Origin of the sequence: Microbacterium maritypicum (assembly GCF_041529975.1) — a bacterium.
In the GTDB taxonomy this organism is placed as follows: Bacteria; Actinomycetota; Actinomycetes; order Actinomycetales; family Microbacteriaceae; genus Microbacterium.
Genome location: NZ_CP168030.1, coordinates 1,582,968 through 1,604,316 on the forward strand (window position 1 = coordinate 1,582,968; position 21,349 = coordinate 1,604,316).

Here is a 21,349-nt window from a genome sequence, read left to right on the forward strand (position 1 = left end):
GAACCCCGAGACCTCCCGGTCTCTAGGGCGGTAGCTCAATTGGCAGAGCAGCGGTCTCCAAAACCGCAGGTTGCAGGTTCGATTCCTGTCCGCCCTGCGCGTCAGCGCAACGCTGACACACGAAAGGTACATTCAGGATGGATCAGGACGAACCGCGCGGCGAGGTCGTCGCGGCCGGCGCCACCCGCGAGAAGAAGGGCAACCCCTTCTCACGGTTCTTCGGGGGTATCGCCCTGTTCATCCGCCAGGTCATCGCCGAGCTCCGCAAGGTCGTCACCCCGACTCGCAAGGAGCTGTTCAAGTTCACCCTGGTGGTGCTCGTCTTCGTTCTGATCGTCATGGGCATCGTCTACGGCTTGGACACGCTGTTCGCGTTCTTGACGCACTGGGTGTTCGGAATCCCTGGCTGATGACCCCCGCGGCTCGCGCCGCAGCTATGGAGAAGAAACAACGTGTCTGAACGATATTCCGACGACGCCGACTGGGCGACCGCCGCAGAGCAGTCCAGCGAGGAAGACGAAGCCCAGGAGGGCAACGTCCTCGCTGAGGAAGAGCTCTCGGCCACCCCGGCCGAGCACATCGCGGTTCACGTCGAAGACGAGGACGGCGAAGAGGATGACACGGCTGACATCGACATCGACATCGACGACCCGGAGGCGGACGCGATCGTGAACGACGCTCTGAACCTGGACGAAGCGGCTGAGTCTGAGGCTGCCGCTGAGGTCCTCAACGAATCTGTGGCCGAAGAGGCCGCCGACCTCGACGCGGCTGCGGCCGACGAGGTCACCCCGTACGACGGCCCCGAGCTCGGTGCGGACGACGTGCAGGGCGACGAGGACTCCTCCGCCGATGAAGTTGACGAGGACGCCGAGGAAGACCCGTACGAGGCCTTCCGCATGGACCTCCGCATGCTCCCGGGCAAGTGGTATGTCATCCACTCCTACGCCGGCTTCGAGCGCAAGGTGAAGGCGAACATCGAGCAGCGCAAGTCGACGCTCGAGGTCGAGGACGAGATCTACCAGATCGAGGTCCCGATGGAAGACGTGGTCGAGATCAAGAACGGCCAGCGCAAGATGGTCACCCGCGTGCGCATCCCCGGCTACGTGCTGGTGCGCATGGAGCTCACGGAAGACACCTGGTCGGTCGTGCGTCACACCCCGGGTGTCACCGGTTTCGTGGGCAACGCCCACAACCCGACGCCGCTGCGCTTCGAAGAGGCCTTCAACATGCTGAAGTCGCTCGTCGAGGTCAAGGACGTCCCCACGGCCAAGAACATCGCGTCGAAGGGCGGCGTCGCCGTCGCTCGTCCGCTGCCGGCCGAGGTCGACTTCGAGGTCGGCGAGACCATCACGATCAAGGAGGGCTCGTTCGCGGGTCTTCCCGGTTCGATCAGCGAGATCAAGCCCGAGAGCGGCAAGCTCACGGTCCTCGTCTCGCTCTTCGAGCGTGAGACCCCGGTCGAGCTGTCGTTCGACCAGGTCACCAAGATGGTCTGACACATCCTGAGAGCGGCCGTCCCTTTCGGGGCGGCCGTTCTTGCGTTCGCTCTCTCCTTGCGAGGGGCCAGAACACGCCGCAGTACGTCGGGCGGTTGCGGCGTGTCTTGGCTCCTCAGCGCGGGGTGGTGCGGCGTTCGTGCTGTGCGGCACGATCAGGTAGACTTGTGTGGTTTGTGTGCCGCTTCGGCGTGCGCAGAGACGACCACGATCCGGAAACGCCGGATCTGTGGGAGAAGCGGATGCTCCGGCATCCGATTCGATGAAAGGAAAGAGAATGGCACCGAAGAAGAAGGTGACCGGCCTGATCAAGCTTCAGATCAACGCCGGTGCAGCCAACCCGGCGCCGCCGATCGGCCCTGCGCTCGGTCAGCATGGCGTCAACATCATGGAGTTCTGCAAGGCGTACAACGCCGCGACCGAGTCGCAGCGCGGCAACGTCATCCCCGTCGAGATCACCGTCTACGAGGACCGCAGCTTCACCTTCGTCCTGAAGACCCCGCCGGCGGCGGAGCTCATCAAGAAGGCCGCAGGCGTCCCCAAGGGCTCCGCGACCCCGCACACCGTCAAGGTCGCGAAGATCACCAAGGACCAGGTCCGCCAGATCGCTGAGACCAAGCAGGCCGACCTGAACGCGAACGACATCGAGGCCGCGATCTCGATCATCGCCGGCACCGCCCGTTCCATGGGCATCACGGTCGAGGGCTGAGGAGAATAATCATGGCTACCAAGTCCAAGGCTTACAAGGCTGCCGCCGAGAAGATCGAGGCAGACCGTTTCTACACCCCGACCGAGGCAGTCGCCCTCGCGAAGGAGACCGGCTCGTCGAAGTTCGACTCGACCGTCGAGGTCGCGCTGAAGCTCGCGGTCGACCCCCGCAAGGCAGACCAGATGGTGCGCGGCACCGTCATCCTGCCCCACGGCACCGGTAAGACCGCCCGCGTCATCGTCTTCGCCACCGGCCCCGCGGCTGAGGCAGCGATCGCCGCAGGTGCGGATGAGGTCGGCGGCGCCGAGCTCATCCAGAAGGTCGCCGATGGCTGGACCAACTTCGACGCCGCAGTCTCCACCCCGGAGCTCATGGGCCAGGTCGGTCGTCTCGGAAAGGTGCTCGGACCGCGTGGTCTGATGCCGAACCCGAAGACCGGAACCGTGACCCCGAACCCGGCCAAGGCCGTCGAGGAGATCAAGGGCGGAAAGATCGAGTTCCGCGTCGACAAGCACGCCAACGTGCACTTCGTCGTCGGCAAGGCGTCCTTCACCGCAGAGCAGCTCGACGAGAACATCGGCGCAGCGCTCGAGGAGATCGTCCGCCTCAAGCCCTCGAGCTCGAAGGGCCGTTACATCCAGAAGGGTGCGGTGTCGACCACGTTCGGCCCCGGCATCCCGCTGGACGTCAACTCCATCTGAGTCTGCTCCGCAGAAACGCCCCCGGGTTCTCCCGGGGGCGTTTCTGCGTTGTCGGAGAGGGGCCGGGGTGGCAGGATGCCGTGATGGGCACTGTCGACGACTATCTCGAAGAACTTGTTCCTGCGGATCGTGACGCGATCGACCGCGTGTACGCGGTCGCACGTCGGGAGGCTCCGGATGCCGAGCAGGGCAAGGGCTACGGCATGCCGGCCCTCGTCCACGCCGGGAAGCCGCTGCTGTCGGTGATGCGCGCCAAGAAGCACATCGGCATCTATCCGTTCAGCCCGGGTGCCGTCGCGGCCGTGGCGGGAGCGCTGGAGGGTCATCCGGGTGTCAGCGTCGACAAGGGGACCATCCGGTTCCAGCCGGAGCATCCGATCCCCGATGACGTGCTCGAGCAGCTGGTCCGGGCGCGGGTGGCGCAGATCGACGGCTGATCGGTCAGCCGCCCAGTACCGGCAGCACGAGACTGATCGCGATGGCGATCATGATCACGGCGATCACCGCATCCAGGATGCGCCAGGAGCGCGGCGTACGCAGCCAGCGTCCCAGATAGCGCGCACCGAACCCCAGCGCTGTGAACCACAGGATGCTGGCGGCCATGGCGCCGCCCGCGAACAGCCAGCGTTCCTCGCCGTGAGTGGCCGCGATCGAGCCGAGCATCAGCACGGTGTCGAGGTAGACATGCGGGTTGAGCCACGTGAGCGCGAGCGTGGTCAGGACGACAGGCGCCAGCCGGGTGCGGGTGAGGGTCGCCGTCGCGCTGCCCGGCGTCGCCGCGGCCGAGTCGGCGGCATCCGCTCCGTCCACCCGCAGCTCTTCGCCGCCGCGCCAGGCGCGGCGCGCGGCCAGGACGCCGTAGCCCAGCAGGAACAGCGCCCCCGCCCAACGAGCCACGATGACGAGCCAGGGGGCGGCCGACAGCACGAATCCGAGCCCCGCGACGCCCGCGGCGATCAGTGCGGCATCCGACAGGGCGCAGATGATCACGACAGCCCACACGTGCTCGCGGCGGATTCCCTGGCGCAGCACGAAGACGTTCTGCGCGCCGATGGCGACGATGAGGGAGAGGCCGAGTCCGAGGCCGGCGAGAACGGTGAGCATGGGTCCAGCCTAGGAATCTCGCATCATGAAGAGAAGCGAAGATTCCTACCGAACCATTAGCATCGCTTATGTGAGAATCGACCCGGAACTCGCCGCCACGCTCGCCGCGATCGTCGACGAGGGCACGCTCGACGCCGCTTCCAGGCGACTGCAGATCACGCCGTCGGCGGTGAGTCAGCGCCTGAAGACGCTGGAGCAGCAACTCGGTCGGATCCTGGTCGTGCGTACGAAGCCCGCGCAGTTGACCGAGGCGGGGGAGGCCGTCGTCCGCCTAGCCCGCCAGATAGCTCTGCTCGAGCACGACGCGCTCCTCGGCGTGGGGATCGACGAGGTCGCGGAGAGCCGGCGGATCAGCATCCCGCTCGCCGTGAACGCCGATTCGATGGCGACGTGGTTCCTCGCGCCGCTCTCCCGGCTCGCGGCCGGCCACGACATCGACTTCGATCTGCACCGCGACGACCAGAACTTCACCGCCCGGCTCCTGGAATCCGGTACCGTGATGGCCGCGGTCACGAGCGAGGCCGCGCCGGTCGCCGGATGCTCGGTGTCGCCGCTCGGCGTACTCGAATACCGGGCGATGGCGGAACCGGGGTTCGCAGCGCGCTGGTTCGCCGACGGAGTGACGGCGGAGGCCCTGACGGCCGCACCGTTCGTCGACTTCGACCGGCGGGATACGCTGCAGCACGAGTGGCTCCGGGCGATGTCCGTCAGCGAGGCGGGGGTGCCGCGGCACTACGTTCCGGCGTCCCATGACTATGCGCTCGCCGTCGGGCTCGGGCTCGGGTGGGGGATGGTCCCGCTCCTGCAGGAGTCCTCCGGGCTGATCCCGTTGGGCGGCCCGACGCTTCGGGTCCAGCTCTACTGGCAGCAGTGGAACCTGCGCTCAGAGCTGCTCGACACCATCGCTGCCGAGATCGCCGCCGAGGCACGTCGGGTGCTCGGGGAGACGTCCCTCACTCCGAAGCGATCGCGTCCGGGCTCGCGCCCGAAGCGAGGGCGTGCAGCAGGCGGGTGAGGCTCCCGATGTCGGCGAGGCTCCAGTCCTCGAGCGTGCGGAGCAGCCGGCCTTCCTGAGGGAGCCGCGCGGCTGCGAGGCGCTCTTCCCCCAGGTGCGTGAGCTGCAGCAGGAAGGAGCGCCCGTCGGCGGGATCGGTCGAGCGTTCGACGAGATCGAGCTCCTCGAGCTCGCGCACCATCCGACTGACCTGCCCCTTGTCCAGCAGCATCCGCTCGGACAGCGACGACACCGTGACGGTCTCGCACCGGGCGATCGTGGTGAAGATCTTGTACGCGCCCGGCAGCAGGCCTGGACTCACGCGGTTTGCGTTCTCCGAGATCACCCGACGGAAGTGCGTGATCAGTTCGCCGAACTCCGCCTCGAGGGCGCGGACTGCAGCGGCCCGCGCCTCGGGGGTGTCGGAGAGGTGATCAACGTCCGGCATCGGCGGCCGTATCGTCGTGTGCGTCGCGTGTGCGACCGGCCACGGTGACGGTGCCGGTGGTCGGTGCACCGGAGAGCGCCGTGGCATCGGCGATCGCGACGTCTGCCGCGTCGTCGACCGGGGTGGCATCGTCGTCTGCGGCCGAGTCCGCCTTCGCCGCATCCGCCTGCGCCCGCTCGCTCGTCGTCATCGTGGTGAGCGGACGGTTCGGCAGGAACAGGATCGCGATGAGGCTGATCACCGCGAGCGGGATGCCGATCAGGAACGCATGCGAGATGGCCTGCGCGTAGAAGTCCTCGATGATCGAACGCACCGGCTCCGGAAGCAGCCGGACCTCGGGCAGCGTTCCGCTGGAGAGCTGCGCGGCGACATCGGCGCCCTTGTCGCCGAGCTGGGCGATCGCCGCCCCGATACGCTCCTTGCCGTCGCTGAACAGGCTGGTGAGACTGTTCGCCAGTACGGCGCCCATGACCGAGACCCCGACCGTGCCGCCGAGGCTGCGGAAGAACGTCACGCCCGAACTCGCGACACCCATCTCGCTCGGCTTCGCGACGTTCTGCACGATGAGGACGAGGTTCTGCATGGTCATGCCGACGCCGGCGCCCATCACGAACATGTAGATCGAGACGAGGACGAAGTTCGTGTCGTAGTGCAGCGTCGACAGCATGACGGAACCGGCGATCAGCAGCACGGAGCCGAGGATCAGATAGCCCTTCCACTTGCCGAAGCGGGTCACGAGCTGGCCGATGACCATCGACGAGATCAGGAGCCCCGCCATCATCGGCAGCGTCATGAGGCCGGCCTCGGTCGGCGTGGCGCCACGGGAGAGCTGCATGTACTGCGCGAGGTACACCGAGGTGCCGAACATCGCGACGCCGATCGAGATCGATGCCAGGACCGACAGGGTGAACGTGCGACCGCGGAAGAGCGTGAGCGGGATGAGTGGCTCGCGGACCTTGAGCTCGACGATGATGAAGGCGATGGCCGAGACGATCGCGCCGCCGACCATGAGCACGGTCTCGGTGCTCCACCAGTCGAACGTCGAGCCGGCGTTCGTGATCCAGATGAGGATCAGCGACACCGCGGCCGAGAGCAGCACGATGCCGACGTAGTCGATTGAGACCTTGCGGGTGCGCTCGGTGCTGATGTGCAGCGTCTTCTGCAGGATGATCAGCGCGGCCACGGCGAAGGGGAGGGCGACGAAGAAGTTCCAGCGCCAGTTCGCGACGTCGGTGATCCAGCCGCCGAGGAGCGGGCCGCCGACGGTGGCGACGGCCATCACGGCGCCGAACAGCCCCATGTACCGGCCGCGCTCGCGCGGGCTGATGATGTCGGCCATGATGACCTGGCTGAGGGCGGCGAGCCCGCCACCGCCGATGCCCTGGATGGCGCGGAAGGCGATGAGGGTGTTGGTGTCCTGCGCGAATCCGGCCGCCGCAGTCGCTCCGACGAAGATGACGATCGCGATCTGGATCAGGAGCTTGCGGTTGAAGAGGTCGGCGAGCTTGCCCCAGATCGGCGTGGAGATCGCTGTCGTCAGGAGGGTCGCGGTGATGACCCAGGTGTATGCGGCCTGGTCGCCGCCGAGGTCATGGACGATGACCGGCATCGAGGTGGAGACCACCGTGGTGGCGATCATCGAGACGAACATGCCGAGGAGGAGCCCGGTGAGGGCTTCGAGCACCTGGCGATGCGTCATCTTGACGGGGGAGTCCGTGGTCATGCGAGACCTTTCGCGGTCGGAAGGACGGATGCTGCGACAGCTCTGGCGCGCGCAAGATGGTTGAACTGCGTCAACTATATGGGAATCGTTGATCTACGTCAACCATTGTGGCGGGAAATGCGGTGCGCGCGATGTGCCTCGGACGTGCGCGAAATCGCCTTGTTCTGGGGGAAGGCGTCAGTGAGGATGAGGGCACGGCGGGGATGCGGGGCCTCTGCGAGGCGGTCGTTCTCAGGCATTCACGCGATCGCCTGATTCCTGAGGGGGACTCCGATGGCTACCAAAGACACGCAGCGCAAGGTTCTCGCCGTCCTGGCGGGCGGACTCGTCCTCGGAGTGGGGGTGGCCGTCACACTCGCCGCGTGGAACGACTCCGAGTTCGCGAACGGCACCTTCACCGCCGGATCCTTCACGTTCACGGGCTCCACCGACGGAACGACGTTCAGCGAGCACGCGACCGACGACGCGGCAGCTTCGCTGACCTTCGAGCTCAACCCGACGAACCTCAGCCCGGGCGACGTGGTGTACGCGCCGTACGCCCTGCGTCTCGGCGGCACCTACGACGCCACGCTCGACGCCGTCGCTCCCGTCGGGGCAGGCGACTTCGTCACCGCGGGCAAGCTGACCTACGACGTCGTGTCGACGGGGACGACCTTCGGCTGCGACGAGACCGCGTTCGCCGCGGGAACCGCGGTGCCTGCGACGATGACGCCGGGCACGGACGTCAACCTGTGCATCCAGGTCACCGCCGCCTCCGGTGCGGGCGGGATCGAGCAGGGCGACACGGGAACCGTCACATGGCAGTGGAACGCGACCTCGGTGCAGCCGTAGCGCCCACCCGCCGCTCGTTGCGCGCGTCCGTTCGCCCGCGGCCCTCGCGTGCATTTCGGCGCGTGCGGGCCCTGCTCGCCGGCGGGCTGGTGCTCGGCGTCGGCGCGACGATGACGATCGCGGCGTGGACCGACCAGGAACTTGCGACGAGCACGGTCAGCGCCGGGAGCTTCTCGATCGTGTCACGGTCCGATCAGGGGGCATTCGCGTCGCACGGACCCACCGAGACCGTGCTCACCGTGCCTCTCGACGCGACGGGCCTCTACCCCGGGGTGAAGAAGGCGGCGTATGTGCAGGTGCAGGCGTCGGGCACCCTGGGTGGCACGGTCAACCTCACCGCCGTCGCTGTGACGAACAACGCGGGCACGGCGCCGACCGGAGCAGACCTCGCGCTGCAGAACGCGATCAGGGTCAACATCGCCGTGGTCGCTGCACCCGCCAACTGCACGACGACGGCGACCGCGACGGCCGCTCTGACCGCGGTTCCCGCGCTTCCCGCGCAGACACTCACCGTGACCCCGCTCAACACGATCACGTATTGCATCGTGCTCGAGCTGCCCTCAGATGCGACCGGAACGGCGCAGGGCGGCACCGTGAAACCGACCTGGACCTTCACCGGAAGCACGAGCTGAGAGGCGACATGGCCACCATCGCACGCGGCGCCCGCGCAGTGGGACGCGGAGTGCGCGAGGTGCTGCTCACTCTGGCGGCCATCGGCGGTGTGATCTGCATCGTGCTCGTGATCATGGCCTTCACCGGTGGCTATTCGCTCATCATGTTCAAGACCGGGTCGATGGCGCCGACCATCCCTGCTGGATCCGTCGCACTCGTGCAGAAGATACCCGCTTCCGACATCGCGGTCGGTGACGTCGTGACGGTGGATCGGGATGCAGCCCTGCCGATCACGCACCGCGTCACCGGGGTCGAGCCGGCGGATGCGGGCGACATGCGCACCCTCACCATGAAGGGTGACGCGAACGACGTCGAGGATCCGGCGCCGTACATCGTGTCCGACGTCCGCATCGTCCGTGGCTCGGTGCCCGCCCTCGCGAATGTCATCGTCTGGTTCGGCAGTCCGTGGGTGCTCGGCGGGGTCACGCTCGGTGCATCGCTGCTGGTCGTGTGGGCGTTCTGGCCGCGGAGGGAGCGCATGGCGCCGGAGGAATCCTCCGACGACGTCGAGGAGCCAGCGGCTCCGGAGGCGCTGGTCGCGGCGGGGGCCAGACGGAGGGATCGGCGCCCATGAGACGCCTGAGCGTCGGAGTCGTCGTGCTCTTCATGCTGCTCGGCTCGGCGGCCCCTGCGTGGGCGTCGCCGACGACGGAGATCATCCAGGGGCGCATCCTGCGGCTCGTCTCGGTGGCGGACTGGGAAGCCGCCGGATCGCTGCTCCCCGGGCAGCAGGTGCGATGGGATGTCGCCGTCAGTGCTGTGGCACCGGATCCGGGGGTCGTGACGATAGCCCTGAGCGCCACCGGCGAAGCGCCGCTGGTCCTCGACGTGTCCATCTGTCTGCGCGCCTGGGAGGGGAGCGCATGCCCCGGCGGTGCCGTGATCGTGCGCTCGGCATGGCAGGTGCCGCGCGACGGCGGCGAGGTGCGGCTCGGCGAGGTCACCGACACCGACGTCGCGCACGTCCGGCTTTCCATCGGGCTCGGCGAAGAGGCGGCGGGCTCGACGACCCTCCGCCTCCATGCCAGCGGCATCGGTGAAGACGTGATCGTCGGTCCCGGTGGAGGCCTGGCAGCGACCGGCCCGACGCCGCTGCCGCCGTGGGTGCTCGCCGGTGCATCGGCGCTGGTCGTCGTCGGTGTCCTGCTCGTCGCTCGTCGTCGTGCCGTGTCGATCGGTGTCGAGCCGCGTGAACCCGGCGGTGTCCGATGAGTCCCGAGAAGCGTCTGCGGTCGGCGGGCGCCGTGCTCGGGATCTCGCTGCTGATCGGGGTCGGCCTCGCCCCGACCGTCCCGTCGACCGAGGCGGCGTGGACCGATGCCGAGCGGGCGACCGCGACCGGAGCCTCGATCAACGTCCCGGAACCCATCGCCTCCGCATCTCCCGGCTGCGTGGCGAGTAGCGGACTGCTGGGCGCCAACCCGAAGGTGACCATCTCCTGGCGGGCGCCGGCCGCCGCGACGGGGTACGACCTGACGAAAGCCGAGTTCGGGCAGATCGTCAATCAGGGCCTCCTCGAGCCGATCCTGAGCAATCTCCTCGGGAACGTCCAGACGACGGGATCCGCGGCTGCCTACGTCACCGTCATCGACGGGGGCCTGCTCACGGGGCTTCTGGGGGCGACGAAGACCTTCGGCATCCGCTTCACCGGGCCGGGCGGGTGGAAGTCCGACTGGCTCGTGGCGAACGCGACCATGGGACTGCTCGGCGCGAACCCGCAGTGCACGATGGGCACCGCAGCCAGCTACTAGGTCGAAGCCGAGAGGTCAGTCGGCCAGTGCCAGTGCACGGAACGCGTCGCGTTCGCGGAGCTGCTCGCGGCGGCTGGCTGCGGCATCCTCCGGAGTGAGGCTCGGGACCTGCCGGCCGGTGGTGCGTCGGTAGAGCTCGTCGATGAGGTCGGTGGCGAGGCCGACCAGCTTGGCGATCTCGCGGTCGTCGCGGTCGATCCATACACAGCGCGGCTCGTCGTGGATCGGGGAGAAGTCGACGTGCTCCTCCCAGACGAACAGTGTCCGCTCGGCGCCGAGGACGTGCTGCTGCCACCAGATCTGGCGGAGGTAGGTGCGCGGGATGCCGCGGAACGCCTTGTTGGTCGTCTTGATCTCGGCGAGCTTCACTCGCCCCTCGGCGTCGACCGCGATGCCGTCGGGCGTGGCCAGGTGCCGGTGCTCGACCTCGGCGCGGAACAGGGCGGAAGACGGGAGGATGCCGTGGGTCGCTGCCACCCACGCCGCGATCTCGGGCTCCCGCCGCCGGCCGTGATCGGTGTAGGCGTTGCCGCCGAAGCGGGGGCCTCCGCCGAGCTTGGAGTCCGCCGCGCGAGCGATCGACTTCTCGGAGGTGAGTCCGGCGACGTCGGTGGCGGTGATCCCCCGGGAGCGTGCGCGCATCCACGCCACGCGGTCGCGAGAATCCGCGACGATGCGGGCGGCGAGTTCGGGGGTCACCCTTCGACCCTAACCCCGCCCGCCGACCCTCCCTCGCACACACGCCGCCCTCCCGCCCCCGCATCCCTCGCCCTCCCCTTCCGCCCGCCCTCCCCTTCCGCCGAGTGCACGGCTTGATGCCGAGCGCACGGCCCGTTCACGCGTGTAGCCCGTGCGCTCGGCAGCATCCGGTGCACTCGCGGTGTGGCACTCGTCCTGCACAACGAGCCGGGAGCAGCAAGAAGAGGGGAGACGGTGGGGAGGAGGGATGCCGGGAAGGGGGACGGCGGAACTATGAGGCATGCCGATGACAACTGTGCCTGTCCTCACCCAGCTCGTCCGATCGCGGGCAGATCTCTTTCTGAACGGGTGGACGGATCGGAGGATCGCCGCCGCGCTGCAGAGCGGAGTGCTGTTCAGCATCCGGCGAGGGTGGTTCATGGACACCGCCGATCGGGAGTCTCTGCTGCCGGAACAGCGGCACCACGCGCACGTCATCGCTGTGGCCCGAGATGCGAGCGGTTCCGCGGTCATGTCCCATGCGTCGGCGGCCGTGCTGTGGGGACTGCCGCTGTACGCGATGCGCCTCGCCCGTGTCCATATGACCACTCCGTCGCCGCGGAGGATCTCGAGTGCGCCGGACGTGTTCCGTCATGTCGCGCCGCTCCCGATCTCCGACGTCACAGTGCGCAGCGGCATCCGGTGCACCACCTTGTCGCGTACGGTGTTCGATCTCATCCGCGCATTGACGCCGCCCGCGGCCGTGGCACTGGCGGACGCTGCGGAGCGGCAGATGGCGGAGCGGCAGTGGGAGTGGGACATGGATGCCGTCCTCTCTTGGCGTCGTGAACTTGCGGCCAGGTTGACCGCTGCCGGGGGAGCGCGGGGGATCCGTCAGGCGCGGTGGGTCGCGGACTTCGCCGACGGGCGGGCGCAGCTTCCCGGTGAGAGTGTGAGCCGGTTGCATCTGCACAGACTCGGCTTCGCCGCCCCGGACCTGCAGGTGCCGGTGGACGGGCCCGGCGGCACTCGCTACTTCGTCGACTTCGGGCTCGCCGATGTCCGCAGTTTCGGAGAGTTCGACGGCAAGACGAAATACCTCGACGAGGCTCTGCGCTCGGGGCGCACGCTCGAGCAGGTCCTGCTCGCGGAGAAGCAGCGCGAGGACTGGATCCGGGGTCGCACGCAGTGGCGTTTCGCCCGATGGGGGTCGGAGCACATCGGGTCGCCCGCCGCCCTCGCCGCGCGCCTCGCCACCTTCCACATCACTCCTCCCTGACCCTCGCCGCCCCATCGAGACGCCGACTGTGCGGCCCGCCGCCGAGCGCACCGCGTATTCACGGCAACAACCCGTGCATTCGTCAACAACCCGTGCACTCGGCGAAGAGGAGAGGAGGGGAGGGAGGGAGGGGGATTTGGGGGAGAGGAGCGGGTGAGGTAGAGTTGTGGCAACCGAAGACCGCTGGTCATCAGGCGTGCGCAATCACGCAGGATCGAAGCTCTGCACAGCAGGGGCCCGCGCAGGACACGAACTTCTCAAAGCTCCGTGCGCTTGCGCCGGAGCTTTTTTCTGTGCAGGTGGTCCAGGTCGGCGCCCCACCACCGTGCGGCGCCTCGTACACACCAAGGAGTGACCATGGCGCAGAAGGATGCATCGGTCGCCGAGCTCACGAAGTCATTCGAGAACTCGAACGCCGTCCTGCTGACCGAGTACCGCGGTCTGACGGTTGCCCAGCTCAAGGAGCTGCGCAACAGCATCCGTCAGGACGCTGAGTACGCCGTGGTGAAGAACACGCTGACCAAGATCGCCGCCAACAAGGCTGGCATCTCCGCGCTGGACGACGACCTCAAGGGTCCGTCGGCTGTCGCGTTCGTGCACGGTGACTTCGTCGCCACCGCCAAGGCTCTGCGTGACTTCGCCAAGGCCAACCCGCTTCTCGTGATCAAGTCCGGCATCTTCGAGGGCAACGCCCTCACCGCGGACGAGGTCAACAAGTACGCCGCGCTCGAGAGCCGTGAGGTTCTGCTGGCGAAGGCTGCGGGCATGATGAAGGCGACGATGGGCAAGGCTGCCGCCACCATCGATGCTCTTCGCGAAAAGCTGGAGACCGCAGAGGCCGCGTAAGCGACCTGCGATCTCGTCTACAAACCCCATCTATCTAGGAGATACATCATGGCTAAGCTCACCACTGAGGAGCTGCTCGAGCAGTTCGCCGGCCTGACCCTCGTCGAGCTCAACGACTTCGTCAAGGCGTTCGAGGAGAAGTTCGAGGTCACCGCTGCTGCTCCCGTCGCCGTTGCCGGTGCTGCGGGTGGCGCAGGCGCCGCTGAGGCTGAGGAAGAGAAGGACTCCTTCGACGTCATCCTCGAGGCTGCTGGCGACAAGAAGATCCAGGTCATCAAGACCGTCCGCGAGCTCACCTCGCTGGGTCTCGGCGAGGCCAAGGCTGTCGTCGACGGTGCCCCGAAGGCTGTCCTTGAGGGCGCCAACAAGGAGACCGCCGAGAAGGCCAAGGCTGCTCTCGAAGAGGCAGGCGCCACGGTTACCCTCAAGTAATCGCGACGCTCACGCGTTTCTGATCGAAGGCCCCGGGTTCGCCCGGGGCCTTCGTGCGTCTCCGGCGCTTTCCGCGCAGGTCAGCGCGGCGGAGCGGTGGAGTTGCGCACCACGAGGGCGGATGCCGCCGCCACATGTTCGAGCGGAGCATCCGGCCTGTCGATCCGCTGCATCAGGAGGCGCACGGCCTCGTGTCCCTGTTCGCGGGGCGATTGCCCGATCGTGGTCAGGGCGAACATGTCGGCGTGCTGATGGTCATCGATGCCGACGACGCTGAGTTCGGTAGGCACCGCGATGCCCAGGCGACGCGCGGCGATGATCGCGCCGATGGCCGCCTCGTCGCACACTCCGACGATCGCGGTCGGGCGGTTCCGACGGTCGCCGAGCAGACCGGCCGTCGCCGCGTAGCCGCCCGGCATGGTGGGAGCGGCACCGGCGACCCGCGCGTGCTCGGTGAGTCCCGCGGCGCGGAGTGCGCCGCGATAGCCGTCGAGTCGCCGGGCGTCGCCGAGGCTCAGCGCTTTCCCGTCGGACGCGCCGCCGACGAAGGCGATATCGGTGTGACCGAGTTCGATGAGATGCTCGGTCGCGATGCGGGCTGCGGCGGCGTCGTCGATGGAGACGGCAGTGGATCCTTCGCTGTACGGACCCACGCTCACCAGCGGACGCCCGGTGAGCTGCAGGCGTTCGAGCTCGAGGGCGCTGGGCTGGATGTCCACGGCGATGATGCCGTCGAATCGTCGCCCGGGAAGCACGTTCTCGAACAGCCGATCTCGCATCTGCGAACCTTCGGGCACGCCGTAGAGCGCGAGGTCGTAGTCGAGCGTCAACAGAGAGTCCTGGATGCCCGCCAGCAGTTCGGCGAAGAACCAGCGGTCCACGGGCGGCATCACGACGCCGACGGTCTGCGTGCGACCGGTGGCCAGGCTCGTCGCGGAGGAGTGCGCGACATACGACAGCTCGCGCGCCGCATCCGTGACGCGGGTACGGGTGTCCTCCGAGACATAACCGCGCCCGCTCAGCGCACGGCTCGCGGTGGCCTTCGACACCCCGGCACGCGCAGCGACGTCCGCGATCGTGCTCATCGGTCCTCCTCGACCTGATCACGCGGTTGCGTGGGTGGCGGCGCGGTCGCCGCGCCGGGTGACAGCGTAGTCCTCGAAGCGCTCAAAAGGAACCGGTTCCACACTGTGCGCGAGGGAGCGCTCCCATCGACGGCGTCGATCTGAGTCGAATGGTTGTGAGCTTGTGACCCTTCCGTGTTGTGCCGGGATATCGATCGCCAGTAGGTTGGCCTGGAATCGGTTCCCTACCGGTGCCGCGGGGTGGCATCGCATCAGGTGGGACCCTGTACTCGAAGAGGAGAATTCACATGGCTCTGTCACAGCGTTCCCGGCGTTACGCGCCGCTCGCCCTGCTGGGGGTCGCGGGCATCGCGCTCGCCGGATGCGGGGCTCCCGGTGGGACCTCCGGAGGCGGCGGTGGTGGCGGCGGAGACAACACCGTCACGATCTACGGCACGATCGTCGAGGGCGAAGCAGAACTCCTCGCGGAATCCTGGGCGGATTTCGAGAAGGAGAACGACATCGAGATCAAATACGAGGGCAGCCAGGACTTCGAGACGCAGCTCGGCACCCGCGCACAGGGCGGCAACCCGCCCGACATCGCGATCTTCCCGCAGCCCGGCCTGTTCGCGGACTACGCGTCGCGTGACCTGCTGAAGCCGGCTCCGGAGGCGGTCAAGAAGAACGCCGAGGAGTACTGGACGCAGGGCTGGGTCGACTTCGGCACCTACGACGGCACGTTCTACGGCGCACCGCTGATGGCGAGCGTCAAGGGGTGGGTCTGGTACTCGCCGACCAAGTTCGCCGAGTGGGGCGTCGAGGAGCCGACCAGCTGGGACGAGCTGCTGACGCTGACGCAGACCATCAAGGACAAGAGCGGCGCCGCCCCGTGGTGCGCCGGCTTCGAGTCGGGCGTCGCGACCGGCTGGCCGGGCACCGACTGGATCGAAGACCTCGTGCTCCGCAACGCGGGTCCTGACGTCTATGACCAGTGGGTCAAGAACGAGATCCCCTTCACCGATCCGCAGATCAAGGAGGCGTTCGACGCCACCGGTGAGATCCTGCTGAACCCGGAGTACGTCAACGCCGGCTTCGGTGACGTGCGTTCGATCAACTCCACCGCGTTCGGTGACGTGGCCGCGAAGGTCGCGAGCGGCGAGTGTGGGCTGACCCACCAGGCCTCGTTCCTGTCGGGCTTCTACCCCGAGGGCACGAACTTCGCCGAGGACGGCGATGTCTGGGCGTTCCTGACGCCGAGCCCGAACCCGGACGAGACTCTCATCACCGGTGGTGGCGAGATCGTCGGCGCGTTCAGCGACTCGGAGGCGACGCAGAAGGTGCTCGAGTACCTGTCCAGCCCCGAGTGGGCCAACAGCCGTCTCGCCCTGGGTGGCGTGACGTCGGCCAACAAGGGTGTCGACCTCGACGTGGTCGAGGACCCGATCCTGCAGGAGTCGATCAAGCTCCTCCAGGACGACTCGGTGACGTTCCGCTTCGACGGTTCGGACCAGATGCCCGGTGCTGTCGGCTCCGGAACCTTCTGGAAGGGCATGGTCGCCTGGATCAACGGGACCTCCACCGATGAGGTGCTGACCCAGATCGAGACCGGCTGGCCTTCCAGCTGATCGGATGAGGAGGGCCGCCCCGCGGGGCGGCCCTCCTTCTCACACCCGGTCCGCGCATCGCCGCGCCGACCGCTGATCAGCTCCGTCTCATGAAGGGGAATCCATGAACGCGACTGTGTTCTTCCAATGGATCGGGACACTCCCGCCGATCCTCCAGGCGCTCGCCGTGGTCATCGCATTCGCGGTGGTCGTGGTGGTGATCCTGCTGCTCGTCGACATCGCCCCGCGAAAGGGCGCTCTCTACACCGGCATCCGCCTCGCGATGTGCCTGCTCATCCCGCTCGCGGTGATGTGGTTCTTCAACTCCTATTACTGGGCGATGGGAGTCGCGGTCGCCGTCGGTGCACTGTTCTTCTTCCTGGACTACCGGTCCCGCGACGGCGCGGGCTACCTGATCCAGCTCGTGGCCTTCATGGCTCCGGCGATGCTGCTGCTTCTCGCCGGCCTCATCCTGCCGTCGATCCAAACCGTCTATGCGTCGTTCTGGAACTCGACCGGCAGCGACTTCGTCGGGTTCTCCAACTATCTCTGGATCTTCACGCAGTCGGACGGCGTGACCTCGGTGATCAACACGATCGTGTGGGTGCTGCTCGTCCCGACGCTCTCCACGATGATCGGCCTCGGGTACGCGGTGTTCATCGATCGGACCCGCGGCGAGAAGATCTACAAGCTGCTGGTGTTCATGCCGATGGCGATCTCGTTCGTCGGTGCCAGCATCATCTGGCGCTTCGTGTACGCCTACCGAGGCCCGGAGTTCGAGCAGATCGGTCTGCTCAACCAGATCCTGGTGTGGTTCGGCGGCGAGCCGCAGCAATTCCTGTTGAACGGTCCGTGGAACAACCTGGCGCTCATCGTGGTGCTGATCTGGGTGCAGACCGGTTTCGCGATGGTCGTGCTCTCGGCGTCGATCAAGGGCGTGCCGGCCGAGCTGCTGGAAGCGGCGGAGCTCGACGGCGCCAACGCCTGGGAGCGTTTCAAGTCGGTGACGATCCCGTCGATCCGTCCGGCGCTCATCGTCGTGCTGACCACGATCTCGATCGCCTCCCTGAAGGTGTTCGACATCGTTCGCACGATGACCGGTGGAAACTACGGCACGTCGGTGCTGGCGAATGAGATGTACACCCAGTTCTCGAAGTTCGAGGCGGGTCGCAGTGCTGCGCTCTCCGTCATCCTGTTCATCCTGGTGCTGCCGATCGTCATCTACAACGCACGCCAGATCAAGAAGCAGCGGGAGATCCGATGACCGACACCGTGAATTCCGACACTGGCGCCAGCACCCGCGCGATCACGACCTCCGGTCGATTCGAGGCCTCGGCCGGACGAGCGCGCAAGCGGCTCAGCCGGCCCTGGGCGAGCGTCGCCGCGATCATCATCGCCGTCGTGTGGACCGTTCCGACGCTCGGCCTCTTCATCTCGTCGTTCCGCGACCGGGAAGCGATCGAGACCACCGGTTGGTGGACGGTCTTCACCGACCCGAGGCTGACACTCGACAACTACGCGGCGGTGCTGCAGTCCGGCACCACGCAGTTGACGATCCTGGAATCCTTCTTCAACTCGATCGTCATCACGATCCCGGCGACGCTCATCCCGCTGATGATCGCGGCGATGGCGGCGTATGCGTTCTCGTGGATCGAGTTCAAGGGGCGCAACGCGCTGTTCATCTTCGTGTTCGCGCTGCAGATCGTTCCCATCCAGATGGCTCTGGTGCCTCTCCTGTCATCGTTCTCCCGAGGGATCAACCTGTTCGGTGTGCAGGTGACGGAGGGGCTCGACGTCGCCGGCGGCTATGCGCAAGTGTGGATCGCCCACACGATGTTCGCGTTGCCGCTCGCGATCTACCTGCTGCACAACTTCATGTCGGAGATCCCCGGCGAGATCATCGAGGCCGCGCGCGTCGACGGCGCGTCCCGCGGACAGATCTTCTTCCGCGTGGTGCTTCCGCTCACGATGCCGGCGATCGCGTCCGTGGCGATCTTCCAGTTCCTCTGGGTCTGGAACGATCTGCTCGTGGCGCTCGTGTTCGCCGACGGTGCCGCCTCTCCGATCACGAAGGTGCTCGCCGAGATCACCGGCCGCGGTGAGGGCTGGTACCTGCTCACTGCGGGTGCGTTCGTGTCGATCATCGTGCCGCTGATCGTGTTCTTCGCGCTGCAGCGGTACTTCGTCCGCGGTCTGCTGGCCGGTTCGACGAAGGGCTGACGCTTCGGAAGACACCGGGGGGCCTTTCGTGAGAACGGATGCCGCGGGTGGGCGAAACACAGCCCCGCCCGCGGCATCCGCGCGTCTACCCTGAAGTCATGAAGTACGCAGACTCGATCGTCGACCTCGTCGGCGACACGCCCCTCGTGAAGCTCACTCGCGTCACCGAGGGTGTTGCGTGCACGGTGCTCGTCAAGCTCGAGTATCTGAACCCGGGCGGCTCGTCGAAGGATCGCATCGCCGCGAGGATCATCGACGCCGCCGAGGCATCGGGAGACCTGAAGCCCGGTGGCACGATCGTCGAACCCACCAGCGGCAACACCGGAGTGGGCCTCGCGCTGGTGGCGCAGCAGCGCGGCTACAAGTGCGTGTTCGTGCTTCCCGACAAGGTGGGCGAGGACAAGATCGACGTGCTGCGGGCCTACGGCGCGGAGGTCGTGGTGACGCCCACGTCGGTCGCGCCGGACAGCCCGGAGTCGTACTACAGCGTCAGTGATCGACTCACCCGCGAGATCCCCGGCGCGTTCAAGCCGAACCAGTACGAGAACCCCAACGGTCCGCGCAGCCACTACGAGACCACAGGACCGGAGATCTGGCGCGACACCGAGGGGCAGGTCACGCACTTCGTGGCCGGCGTCGGCACGGGCGGCACGATCACGGGGACCGGGCGCTACCTCCGCGAGGTGTCGGCGGGGCAGGTGCGCATCGTCGGCGTCGATCCCGAGGGCAGCGTCTATAGCGGCGGCACCGGTCGTCCCTACCTCGTCGAAGGCGTCGGGGAGGACATCTGGCCCGGTGCCTACGATCCGACCGTCCCGCACGAGATCGTGGCGGTGGACGACGCGGACTCGTTCGCGATGACGAGACGGCTCGCCCGCGAGGAGGGCATCCTCGTCGGCGGATCGAGCGGCATGGCCGTCGTCGGCGCCCTGCGCGTTGCGCGCGAACTGCCCGCAGATGCCGTGATGGTCGTCCTCCTGCCGGACGGCGGTCGCGGCTATCTCGGGAAGATCTTCAATGACGGATGGATGCGCTCCTACGGGTTCAGCGACGTGGAAGAGGGGGAGACCGTCGCCGACGTGCTCGCCGCGCGGCCATCGCGCCAGGGCGAGGGCATCCCCGACCTCGTGCACGCGCATCCGACCGACACGGTTCTTGAGGCCATCGGGATGATGACGCACTACGACGTCTCGCAGCTGGTCGTCCTCAGCGCCGAACCGCCCGTCATGATGGGCGAGGTCGTCGGCACGGTCGACGAGAAGGGGCTGCTCGACCTGCTGTTCCGCGGCGAGGCGAGTGCGACCGATGCCGTCGGAGCGCACGTGGGGGAGCGGCTCCCGCTCATCGGCATCCACGCCTCCGTCGCCCAGGCGAAGACGGCGCTCGCCGACGCCGATGCCCTGCTGGTCACGGAAGACGGCAAGCCGCACACGGTGCTGACGCGACAGGATCTGCTCGGGTACCTCTCCCGCTGAGCGCTCCGACGTCGCCTGACCCCGGGCGTAACGGGAGGGCCTCCGCTGCGGGGGCGGTCGTAGGCTGAGGGCATGTCCGACCACGCCTTCGCCACTCGCGCCATCCATGCAGGACAAGCTCCCGACCCGACGACGGGGGCGATCATCCCGCCGATCTACCAGTCCTCCACGCACGTGCAGGACGGCATCGGCGGTTTCCGCGAGGGCTACGAATACAACCGTGCCGGCAACCCCACGCGGTCGTCGCTCGAGACGCAGCTGGCCGCGCTCGAAGGCGGCGCGAGCGCACTCTCCTTCGCCTCGGGTCTTGCCGCCGAAGACGCTCTGCTGCGCGGCATCCTGAAGCCGGGCGATCATGTGCTGCTCGGCAACGACGTGTACGGCGGCACGTACCGACTGCTCACCAAGGTGCTCTCGCCGTGGGGAATCGACACGACGACGGTCGAGCTCTCGGATGTCGATGTGCTCCGCGCCGCGATCCGCCCCGAGACGAAGATCGTCTGGCTGGAGACGCCGAGCAACCCGCTGCTGAAGGTCGTGGACATCGCGCTCATCGCCGAGATCGCGCACGAGTCCGGTGCGATCGTGGTCGTGGACAACACCTTCGCCTCGCCCGCGCTCCAGCAGCCGCTCGCGCTCGGGGCCGACCTGGTCGTGCACTCCACGACGAAGTACCTCGGCGGCCACTCGGACGTGCTCGGGGGCGCCGTCGTGTTCAGCGACGACCGCTTCTTCGATCAGGTGAAGTTCCAGCAGTTCGCGGTCGGTGCGGTATCCGCGCCCCTGGACGCCTGGCTCACCACGCGGGGTATCAAGACGCTGGCGCTGCGGATGCGGCAGCACTCCGAGAACGCGCAGGCGATCGCGGAGTGGGCGGCAGCGCGCCCCGAGTTCGCGCAGGTGTATTACCCCGGACTCGCCTCGCACCCCGGTCACGAGATCGCCGCGAAGCAGATGAGCCGCTTCGGCGGGATGCTCTCGCTCGGGCTCGCCGCGGGCGCTGACGCCGCACGGGCCTTCGCCGAGAGCACCTCGCTGTTCCAACTGGCGGAGTCGCTGGGCGGAGTCGAATCCCTCATCGGGTACCCGCCGGACATGACCCACGCGTCGGTGCGCGGCACCGAGCTCGCCGTCCCGGAGAACGTCGTGCGGCTCTCGGTCGGGATCGAGGACATCGGCGACCTGCTCGCCGACCTCGAGCAGGGTCTGGAGCGCATCGCGCGCTGACCTCCCGCCCGGAGCCATCGCGGGGGTGGGGTCGGGTCGGCGGTAGCATGGGTTCTTCCCCTGGCGAATCGATTCGACCACGCACCCCGAACACT

Annotated in this window: 24 protein-coding genes and 1 tRNA gene; 20 read left to right on the forward strand and 5 right to left on the reverse strand. The window is 67.5% G+C overall.

What is annotated here, in order from left to right; all coding sequences use genetic code 11:
• Positions 1 to 24 precede the first annotated feature (24 nt).
• From ACCO44_RS07740 to ACCO44_RS07765, 6 genes are all read left to right on the forward strand, one after another.
• Positions 25 to 97, forward strand: a tRNA-Trp gene (locus tag ACCO44_RS07740).
• A gap of 40 nt (positions 98 to 137) precedes the next feature.
• Entirely contained in the window at positions 138 to 410 is a 273-nt protein-coding gene (gene secE / locus ACCO44_RS07745) for a preprotein translocase subunit SecE (RefSeq protein ID WP_029260992.1), read from the forward strand.
• Positions 411 to 452: 42 nt separating this feature from the next.
• Positions 453 to 1,496: a transcription termination/antitermination protein NusG gene (gene nusG, locus ACCO44_RS07750; protein ID WP_105710394.1), complete on the forward strand. Its 1,044-nt coding sequence runs from the start codon at positions 453 to 455 to the stop codon at positions 1,494 to 1,496.
• Between the two features lie 277 nt (positions 1,497 to 1,773).
• On the forward strand, positions 1,774 to 2,205 hold the full coding sequence (rplK, locus tag ACCO44_RS07755) for a 50S ribosomal protein L11 (protein WP_017829145.1): 432 nt from the start codon (positions 1,774 to 1,776) through the stop codon (positions 2,203 to 2,205).
• An 11-nt stretch (positions 2,206 to 2,216) separates the two neighbouring features.
• Positions 2,217 to 2,906 (forward strand): 50S ribosomal protein L1, encoded by a 690-nt coding sequence (gene rplA / locus ACCO44_RS07760; protein WP_029260994.1) that lies wholly within the window; start codon positions 2,217 to 2,219, stop codon positions 2,904 to 2,906.
• An 83-nt stretch (positions 2,907 to 2,989) separates the two neighbouring features.
• Positions 2,990 to 3,343: an iron chaperone gene (locus tag ACCO44_RS07765; RefSeq protein WP_372469154.1), complete on the forward strand. Its 354-nt coding sequence runs from the start codon at positions 2,990 to 2,992 to the stop codon at positions 3,341 to 3,343.
• A 4-nt stretch (positions 3,344 to 3,347) separates the two neighbouring features.
• Here ACCO44_RS07765 and ACCO44_RS07770 read toward each other — a convergent pair whose 3' ends face one another.
• Complete coding sequence (locus tag ACCO44_RS07770; RefSeq protein WP_372469155.1) at positions 3,348 to 4,010, reverse strand: LysE/ArgO family amino acid transporter; 663 nt, start codon at positions 4,008 to 4,010, stop codon at positions 3,348 to 3,350.
• A gap of 70 nt (positions 4,011 to 4,080) precedes the next feature.
• Here ACCO44_RS07770 and ACCO44_RS07775 point away from each other — a divergent pair, with 70 nt between their 5' ends.
• Positions 4,081 to 5,025 (forward strand): LysR family transcriptional regulator ArgP, encoded by a 945-nt coding sequence (locus tag ACCO44_RS07775; protein ID WP_372469156.1) that lies wholly within the window; start codon positions 4,081 to 4,083, stop codon positions 5,023 to 5,025.
• Here ACCO44_RS07775 and ACCO44_RS07780 read toward each other — a convergent pair.
• Complete coding sequence (locus tag ACCO44_RS07780) at positions 4,964 to 5,452, reverse strand: MarR family winged helix-turn-helix transcriptional regulator (RefSeq protein WP_372469157.1); 489 nt, start codon at positions 5,450 to 5,452, stop codon at positions 4,964 to 4,966. The two genes, ACCO44_RS07775 and ACCO44_RS07780, sit on opposite strands and share 62 nt — an antisense overlap.
• Complete coding sequence (locus ACCO44_RS07785; RefSeq protein ID WP_372469158.1) at positions 5,439 to 7,175, reverse strand: DHA2 family efflux MFS transporter permease subunit; 1,737 nt, start codon at positions 7,173 to 7,175, stop codon at positions 5,439 to 5,441. The genes ACCO44_RS07780 and ACCO44_RS07785 overlap by 14 nt, the downstream gene beginning before the upstream one ends.
• A gap of 273 nt (positions 7,176 to 7,448) precedes the next feature.
• Here ACCO44_RS07785 and ACCO44_RS07790 point away from each other — a divergent pair, with 273 nt between their 5' ends.
• From ACCO44_RS07790 to ACCO44_RS07810, 5 genes are all read left to right on the forward strand, one after another.
• Entirely contained in the window at positions 7,449 to 8,006 is a 558-nt protein-coding gene (locus ACCO44_RS07790) for a SipW-dependent-type signal peptide-containing protein (protein ID WP_262001297.1), read from the forward strand.
• 62 nt (positions 8,007 to 8,068) lie between these two features.
• Positions 8,069 to 8,638, forward strand: coding sequence for a SipW-dependent-type signal peptide-containing protein (locus ACCO44_RS07795; RefSeq protein WP_258134110.1), 570 nt, complete (start codon positions 8,069 to 8,071; stop codon positions 8,636 to 8,638).
• Between the two features lie 8 nt (positions 8,639 to 8,646).
• Positions 8,647 to 9,252, forward strand: coding sequence for a signal peptidase I (locus ACCO44_RS07800; protein WP_372469160.1), 606 nt, complete (start codon positions 8,647 to 8,649; stop codon positions 9,250 to 9,252).
• Positions 9,249 to 9,890 carry a hypothetical protein gene (locus ACCO44_RS07805; protein WP_372469161.1) on the forward strand — a complete coding sequence of 214 codons (642 nt, stop codon included), beginning with the start codon at positions 9,249 to 9,251 and terminating at the stop codon, positions 9,888 to 9,890. The genes ACCO44_RS07800 and ACCO44_RS07805 overlap by 4 nt, the downstream gene beginning before the upstream one ends.
• A complete protein-coding gene (locus tag ACCO44_RS07810) occupies positions 9,887 to 10,429 on the forward strand; it encodes a hypothetical protein (protein WP_372469162.1) in 543 nt (180 codons plus the stop codon). The genes ACCO44_RS07805 and ACCO44_RS07810 overlap by 4 nt, the downstream gene beginning before the upstream one ends.
• Before the next feature lie 15 nt (positions 10,430 to 10,444).
• Here ACCO44_RS07810 and ACCO44_RS07815 read toward each other — a convergent pair whose 3' ends face one another.
• Entirely contained in the window at positions 10,445 to 11,128 is a 684-nt protein-coding gene (locus tag ACCO44_RS07815; protein ID WP_029261004.1) for a YqaJ viral recombinase family protein, read from the reverse strand.
• Positions 11,129 to 11,414: 286 nt separating this feature from the next.
• Here ACCO44_RS07815 and ACCO44_RS07820 point away from each other — a divergent pair, with 286 nt between their 5' ends.
• From ACCO44_RS07820 to rplL, 3 genes are all read left to right on the forward strand, one after another.
• Positions 11,415 to 12,386 (forward strand): hypothetical protein, encoded by a 972-nt coding sequence (locus tag ACCO44_RS07820; RefSeq protein WP_372469164.1) that lies wholly within the window; start codon positions 11,415 to 11,417, stop codon positions 12,384 to 12,386.
• 357 nt (positions 12,387 to 12,743) lie between these two features.
• Positions 12,744 to 13,232 carry a 50S ribosomal protein L10 gene (gene rplJ / locus ACCO44_RS07825; RefSeq protein ID WP_029261006.1) on the forward strand — a complete coding sequence of 163 codons (489 nt, stop codon included), beginning with the start codon at positions 12,744 to 12,746 and terminating at the stop codon, positions 13,230 to 13,232.
• A gap of 48 nt (positions 13,233 to 13,280) precedes the next feature.
• Positions 13,281 to 13,664, forward strand: a complete 384-nt coding sequence (gene rplL, locus ACCO44_RS07830; RefSeq protein ID WP_029261007.1) for a 50S ribosomal protein L7/L12 — start codon at positions 13,281 to 13,283, stop codon at positions 13,662 to 13,664.
• A gap of 80 nt (positions 13,665 to 13,744) precedes the next feature.
• Here rplL and ACCO44_RS07835 read toward each other — a convergent pair whose 3' ends face one another.
• Positions 13,745 to 14,749 (reverse strand): LacI family DNA-binding transcriptional regulator, encoded by a 1,005-nt coding sequence (locus tag ACCO44_RS07835; RefSeq protein WP_372469166.1) that lies wholly within the window; start codon positions 14,747 to 14,749, stop codon positions 13,745 to 13,747.
• A 287-nt stretch (positions 14,750 to 15,036) separates the two neighbouring features.
• On the opposite strand from ACCO44_RS07835, the gene ACCO44_RS07840 reads away from it, so the two are divergent.
• From ACCO44_RS07840 to ACCO44_RS07860, 5 genes are all read left to right on the forward strand, one after another.
• A complete protein-coding gene (locus ACCO44_RS07840) occupies positions 15,037 to 16,353 on the forward strand; it encodes an ABC transporter substrate-binding protein (protein ID WP_105711389.1) in 1,317 nt (438 codons plus the stop codon).
• Positions 16,354 to 16,456: 103 nt separating this feature from the next.
• A complete protein-coding gene (locus tag ACCO44_RS07845) occupies positions 16,457 to 17,596 on the forward strand; it encodes a carbohydrate ABC transporter permease (RefSeq protein WP_372469167.1) in 1,140 nt (379 codons plus the stop codon).
• Complete coding sequence (locus ACCO44_RS07850) at positions 17,593 to 18,552, forward strand: carbohydrate ABC transporter permease (protein WP_372469168.1); 960 nt, start codon at positions 17,593 to 17,595, stop codon at positions 18,550 to 18,552. The genes ACCO44_RS07845 and ACCO44_RS07850 overlap by 4 nt, the downstream gene beginning before the upstream one ends.
• A 98-nt stretch (positions 18,553 to 18,650) precedes the next feature.
• Complete coding sequence (locus ACCO44_RS07855; RefSeq protein ID WP_372469169.1) at positions 18,651 to 20,027, forward strand: cystathionine beta-synthase; 1,377 nt, start codon at positions 18,651 to 18,653, stop codon at positions 20,025 to 20,027.
• Positions 20,028 to 20,099: 72 nt separating this feature from the next.
• Positions 20,100 to 21,254 (forward strand): cystathionine gamma-synthase, encoded by a 1,155-nt coding sequence (locus ACCO44_RS07860; RefSeq protein ID WP_372469170.1) that lies wholly within the window; start codon positions 20,100 to 20,102, stop codon positions 21,252 to 21,254.
• Positions 21,255 to 21,349: the final 95 nt, after the last annotated feature.

Excerpts from the sequence above, each read along its gene's own strand:
- ACCO44_RS07820 (WP_372469164.1), top strand. The coding sequence starts at position 11,415 with ATGACAACTGTGCCTGTCCTCACCCAGCTCGTCCGATCGCGGGCAGAT.
- ACCO44_RS07780 (WP_372469157.1), bottom strand. The coding sequence starts at position 5,452 with ATGCCGGACGTTGATCACCTCTCCGACACCCCCGAGGCGCGGGCCGCT.
- ACCO44_RS07800 (WP_372469160.1), top strand. The coding sequence starts at position 8,647 with ATGGCCACCATCGCACGCGGCGCCCGCGCAGTGGGACGCGGAGTGCGC.
- ACCO44_RS07840 (WP_105711389.1), top strand. The coding sequence starts at position 15,037 with ATGGCTCTGTCACAGCGTTCCCGGCGTTACGCGCCGCTCGCCCTGCTG.
- rplL (WP_029261007.1), top strand. The coding sequence starts at position 13,281 with ATGGCTAAGCTCACCACTGAGGAGCTGCTCGAGCAGTTCGCCGGCCTG.
- rplA (WP_029260994.1), top strand. The coding sequence starts at position 2,217 with ATGGCTACCAAGTCCAAGGCTTACAAGGCTGCCGCCGAGAAGATCGAG.
- rplJ (WP_029261006.1), top strand. The coding sequence starts at position 12,744 with ATGGCGCAGAAGGATGCATCGGTCGCCGAGCTCACGAAGTCATTCGAG.
- ACCO44_RS07805 (WP_372469161.1), top strand. The coding sequence starts at position 9,249 with ATGAGACGCCTGAGCGTCGGAGTCGTCGTGCTCTTCATGCTGCTCGGC.
- ACCO44_RS07845 (WP_372469167.1), top strand. The coding sequence starts at position 16,457 with ATGAACGCGACTGTGTTCTTCCAATGGATCGGGACACTCCCGCCGATC.
- ACCO44_RS07835 (WP_372469166.1), bottom strand. The coding sequence starts at position 14,749 with ATGAGCACGATCGCGGACGTCGCTGCGCGTGCCGGGGTGTCGAAGGCC.
- ACCO44_RS07860 (WP_372469170.1), top strand. The coding sequence starts at position 20,100 with ATGTCCGACCACGCCTTCGCCACTCGCGCCATCCATGCAGGACAAGCT.
- rplK (WP_017829145.1), top strand. The coding sequence starts at position 1,774 with ATGGCACCGAAGAAGAAGGTGACCGGCCTGATCAAGCTTCAGATCAAC.
- ACCO44_RS07790 (WP_262001297.1), top strand. The coding sequence starts at position 7,449 with ATGGCTACCAAAGACACGCAGCGCAAGGTTCTCGCCGTCCTGGCGGGC.
- ACCO44_RS07765 (WP_372469154.1), top strand. The coding sequence starts at position 2,990 with ATGGGCACTGTCGACGACTATCTCGAAGAACTTGTTCCTGCGGATCGT.
- ACCO44_RS07785 (WP_372469158.1), bottom strand. The coding sequence starts at position 7,175 with ATGACCACGGACTCCCCCGTCAAGATGACGCATCGCCAGGTGCTCGAA.
- secE (WP_029260992.1), top strand. The coding sequence starts at position 138 with ATGGATCAGGACGAACCGCGCGGCGAGGTCGTCGCGGCCGGCGCCACC.
- ACCO44_RS07770 (WP_372469155.1), bottom strand. The coding sequence starts at position 4,010 with ATGCTCACCGTTCTCGCCGGCCTCGGACTCGGCCTCTCCCTCATCGTC.
- ACCO44_RS07855 (WP_372469169.1), top strand. The coding sequence starts at position 18,651 with ATGAAGTACGCAGACTCGATCGTCGACCTCGTCGGCGACACGCCCCTC.
- ACCO44_RS07810 (WP_372469162.1), top strand. The coding sequence starts at position 9,887 with ATGAGTCCCGAGAAGCGTCTGCGGTCGGCGGGCGCCGTGCTCGGGATC.
- ACCO44_RS07850 (WP_372469168.1), top strand. The coding sequence starts at position 17,593 with ATGACCGACACCGTGAATTCCGACACTGGCGCCAGCACCCGCGCGATC.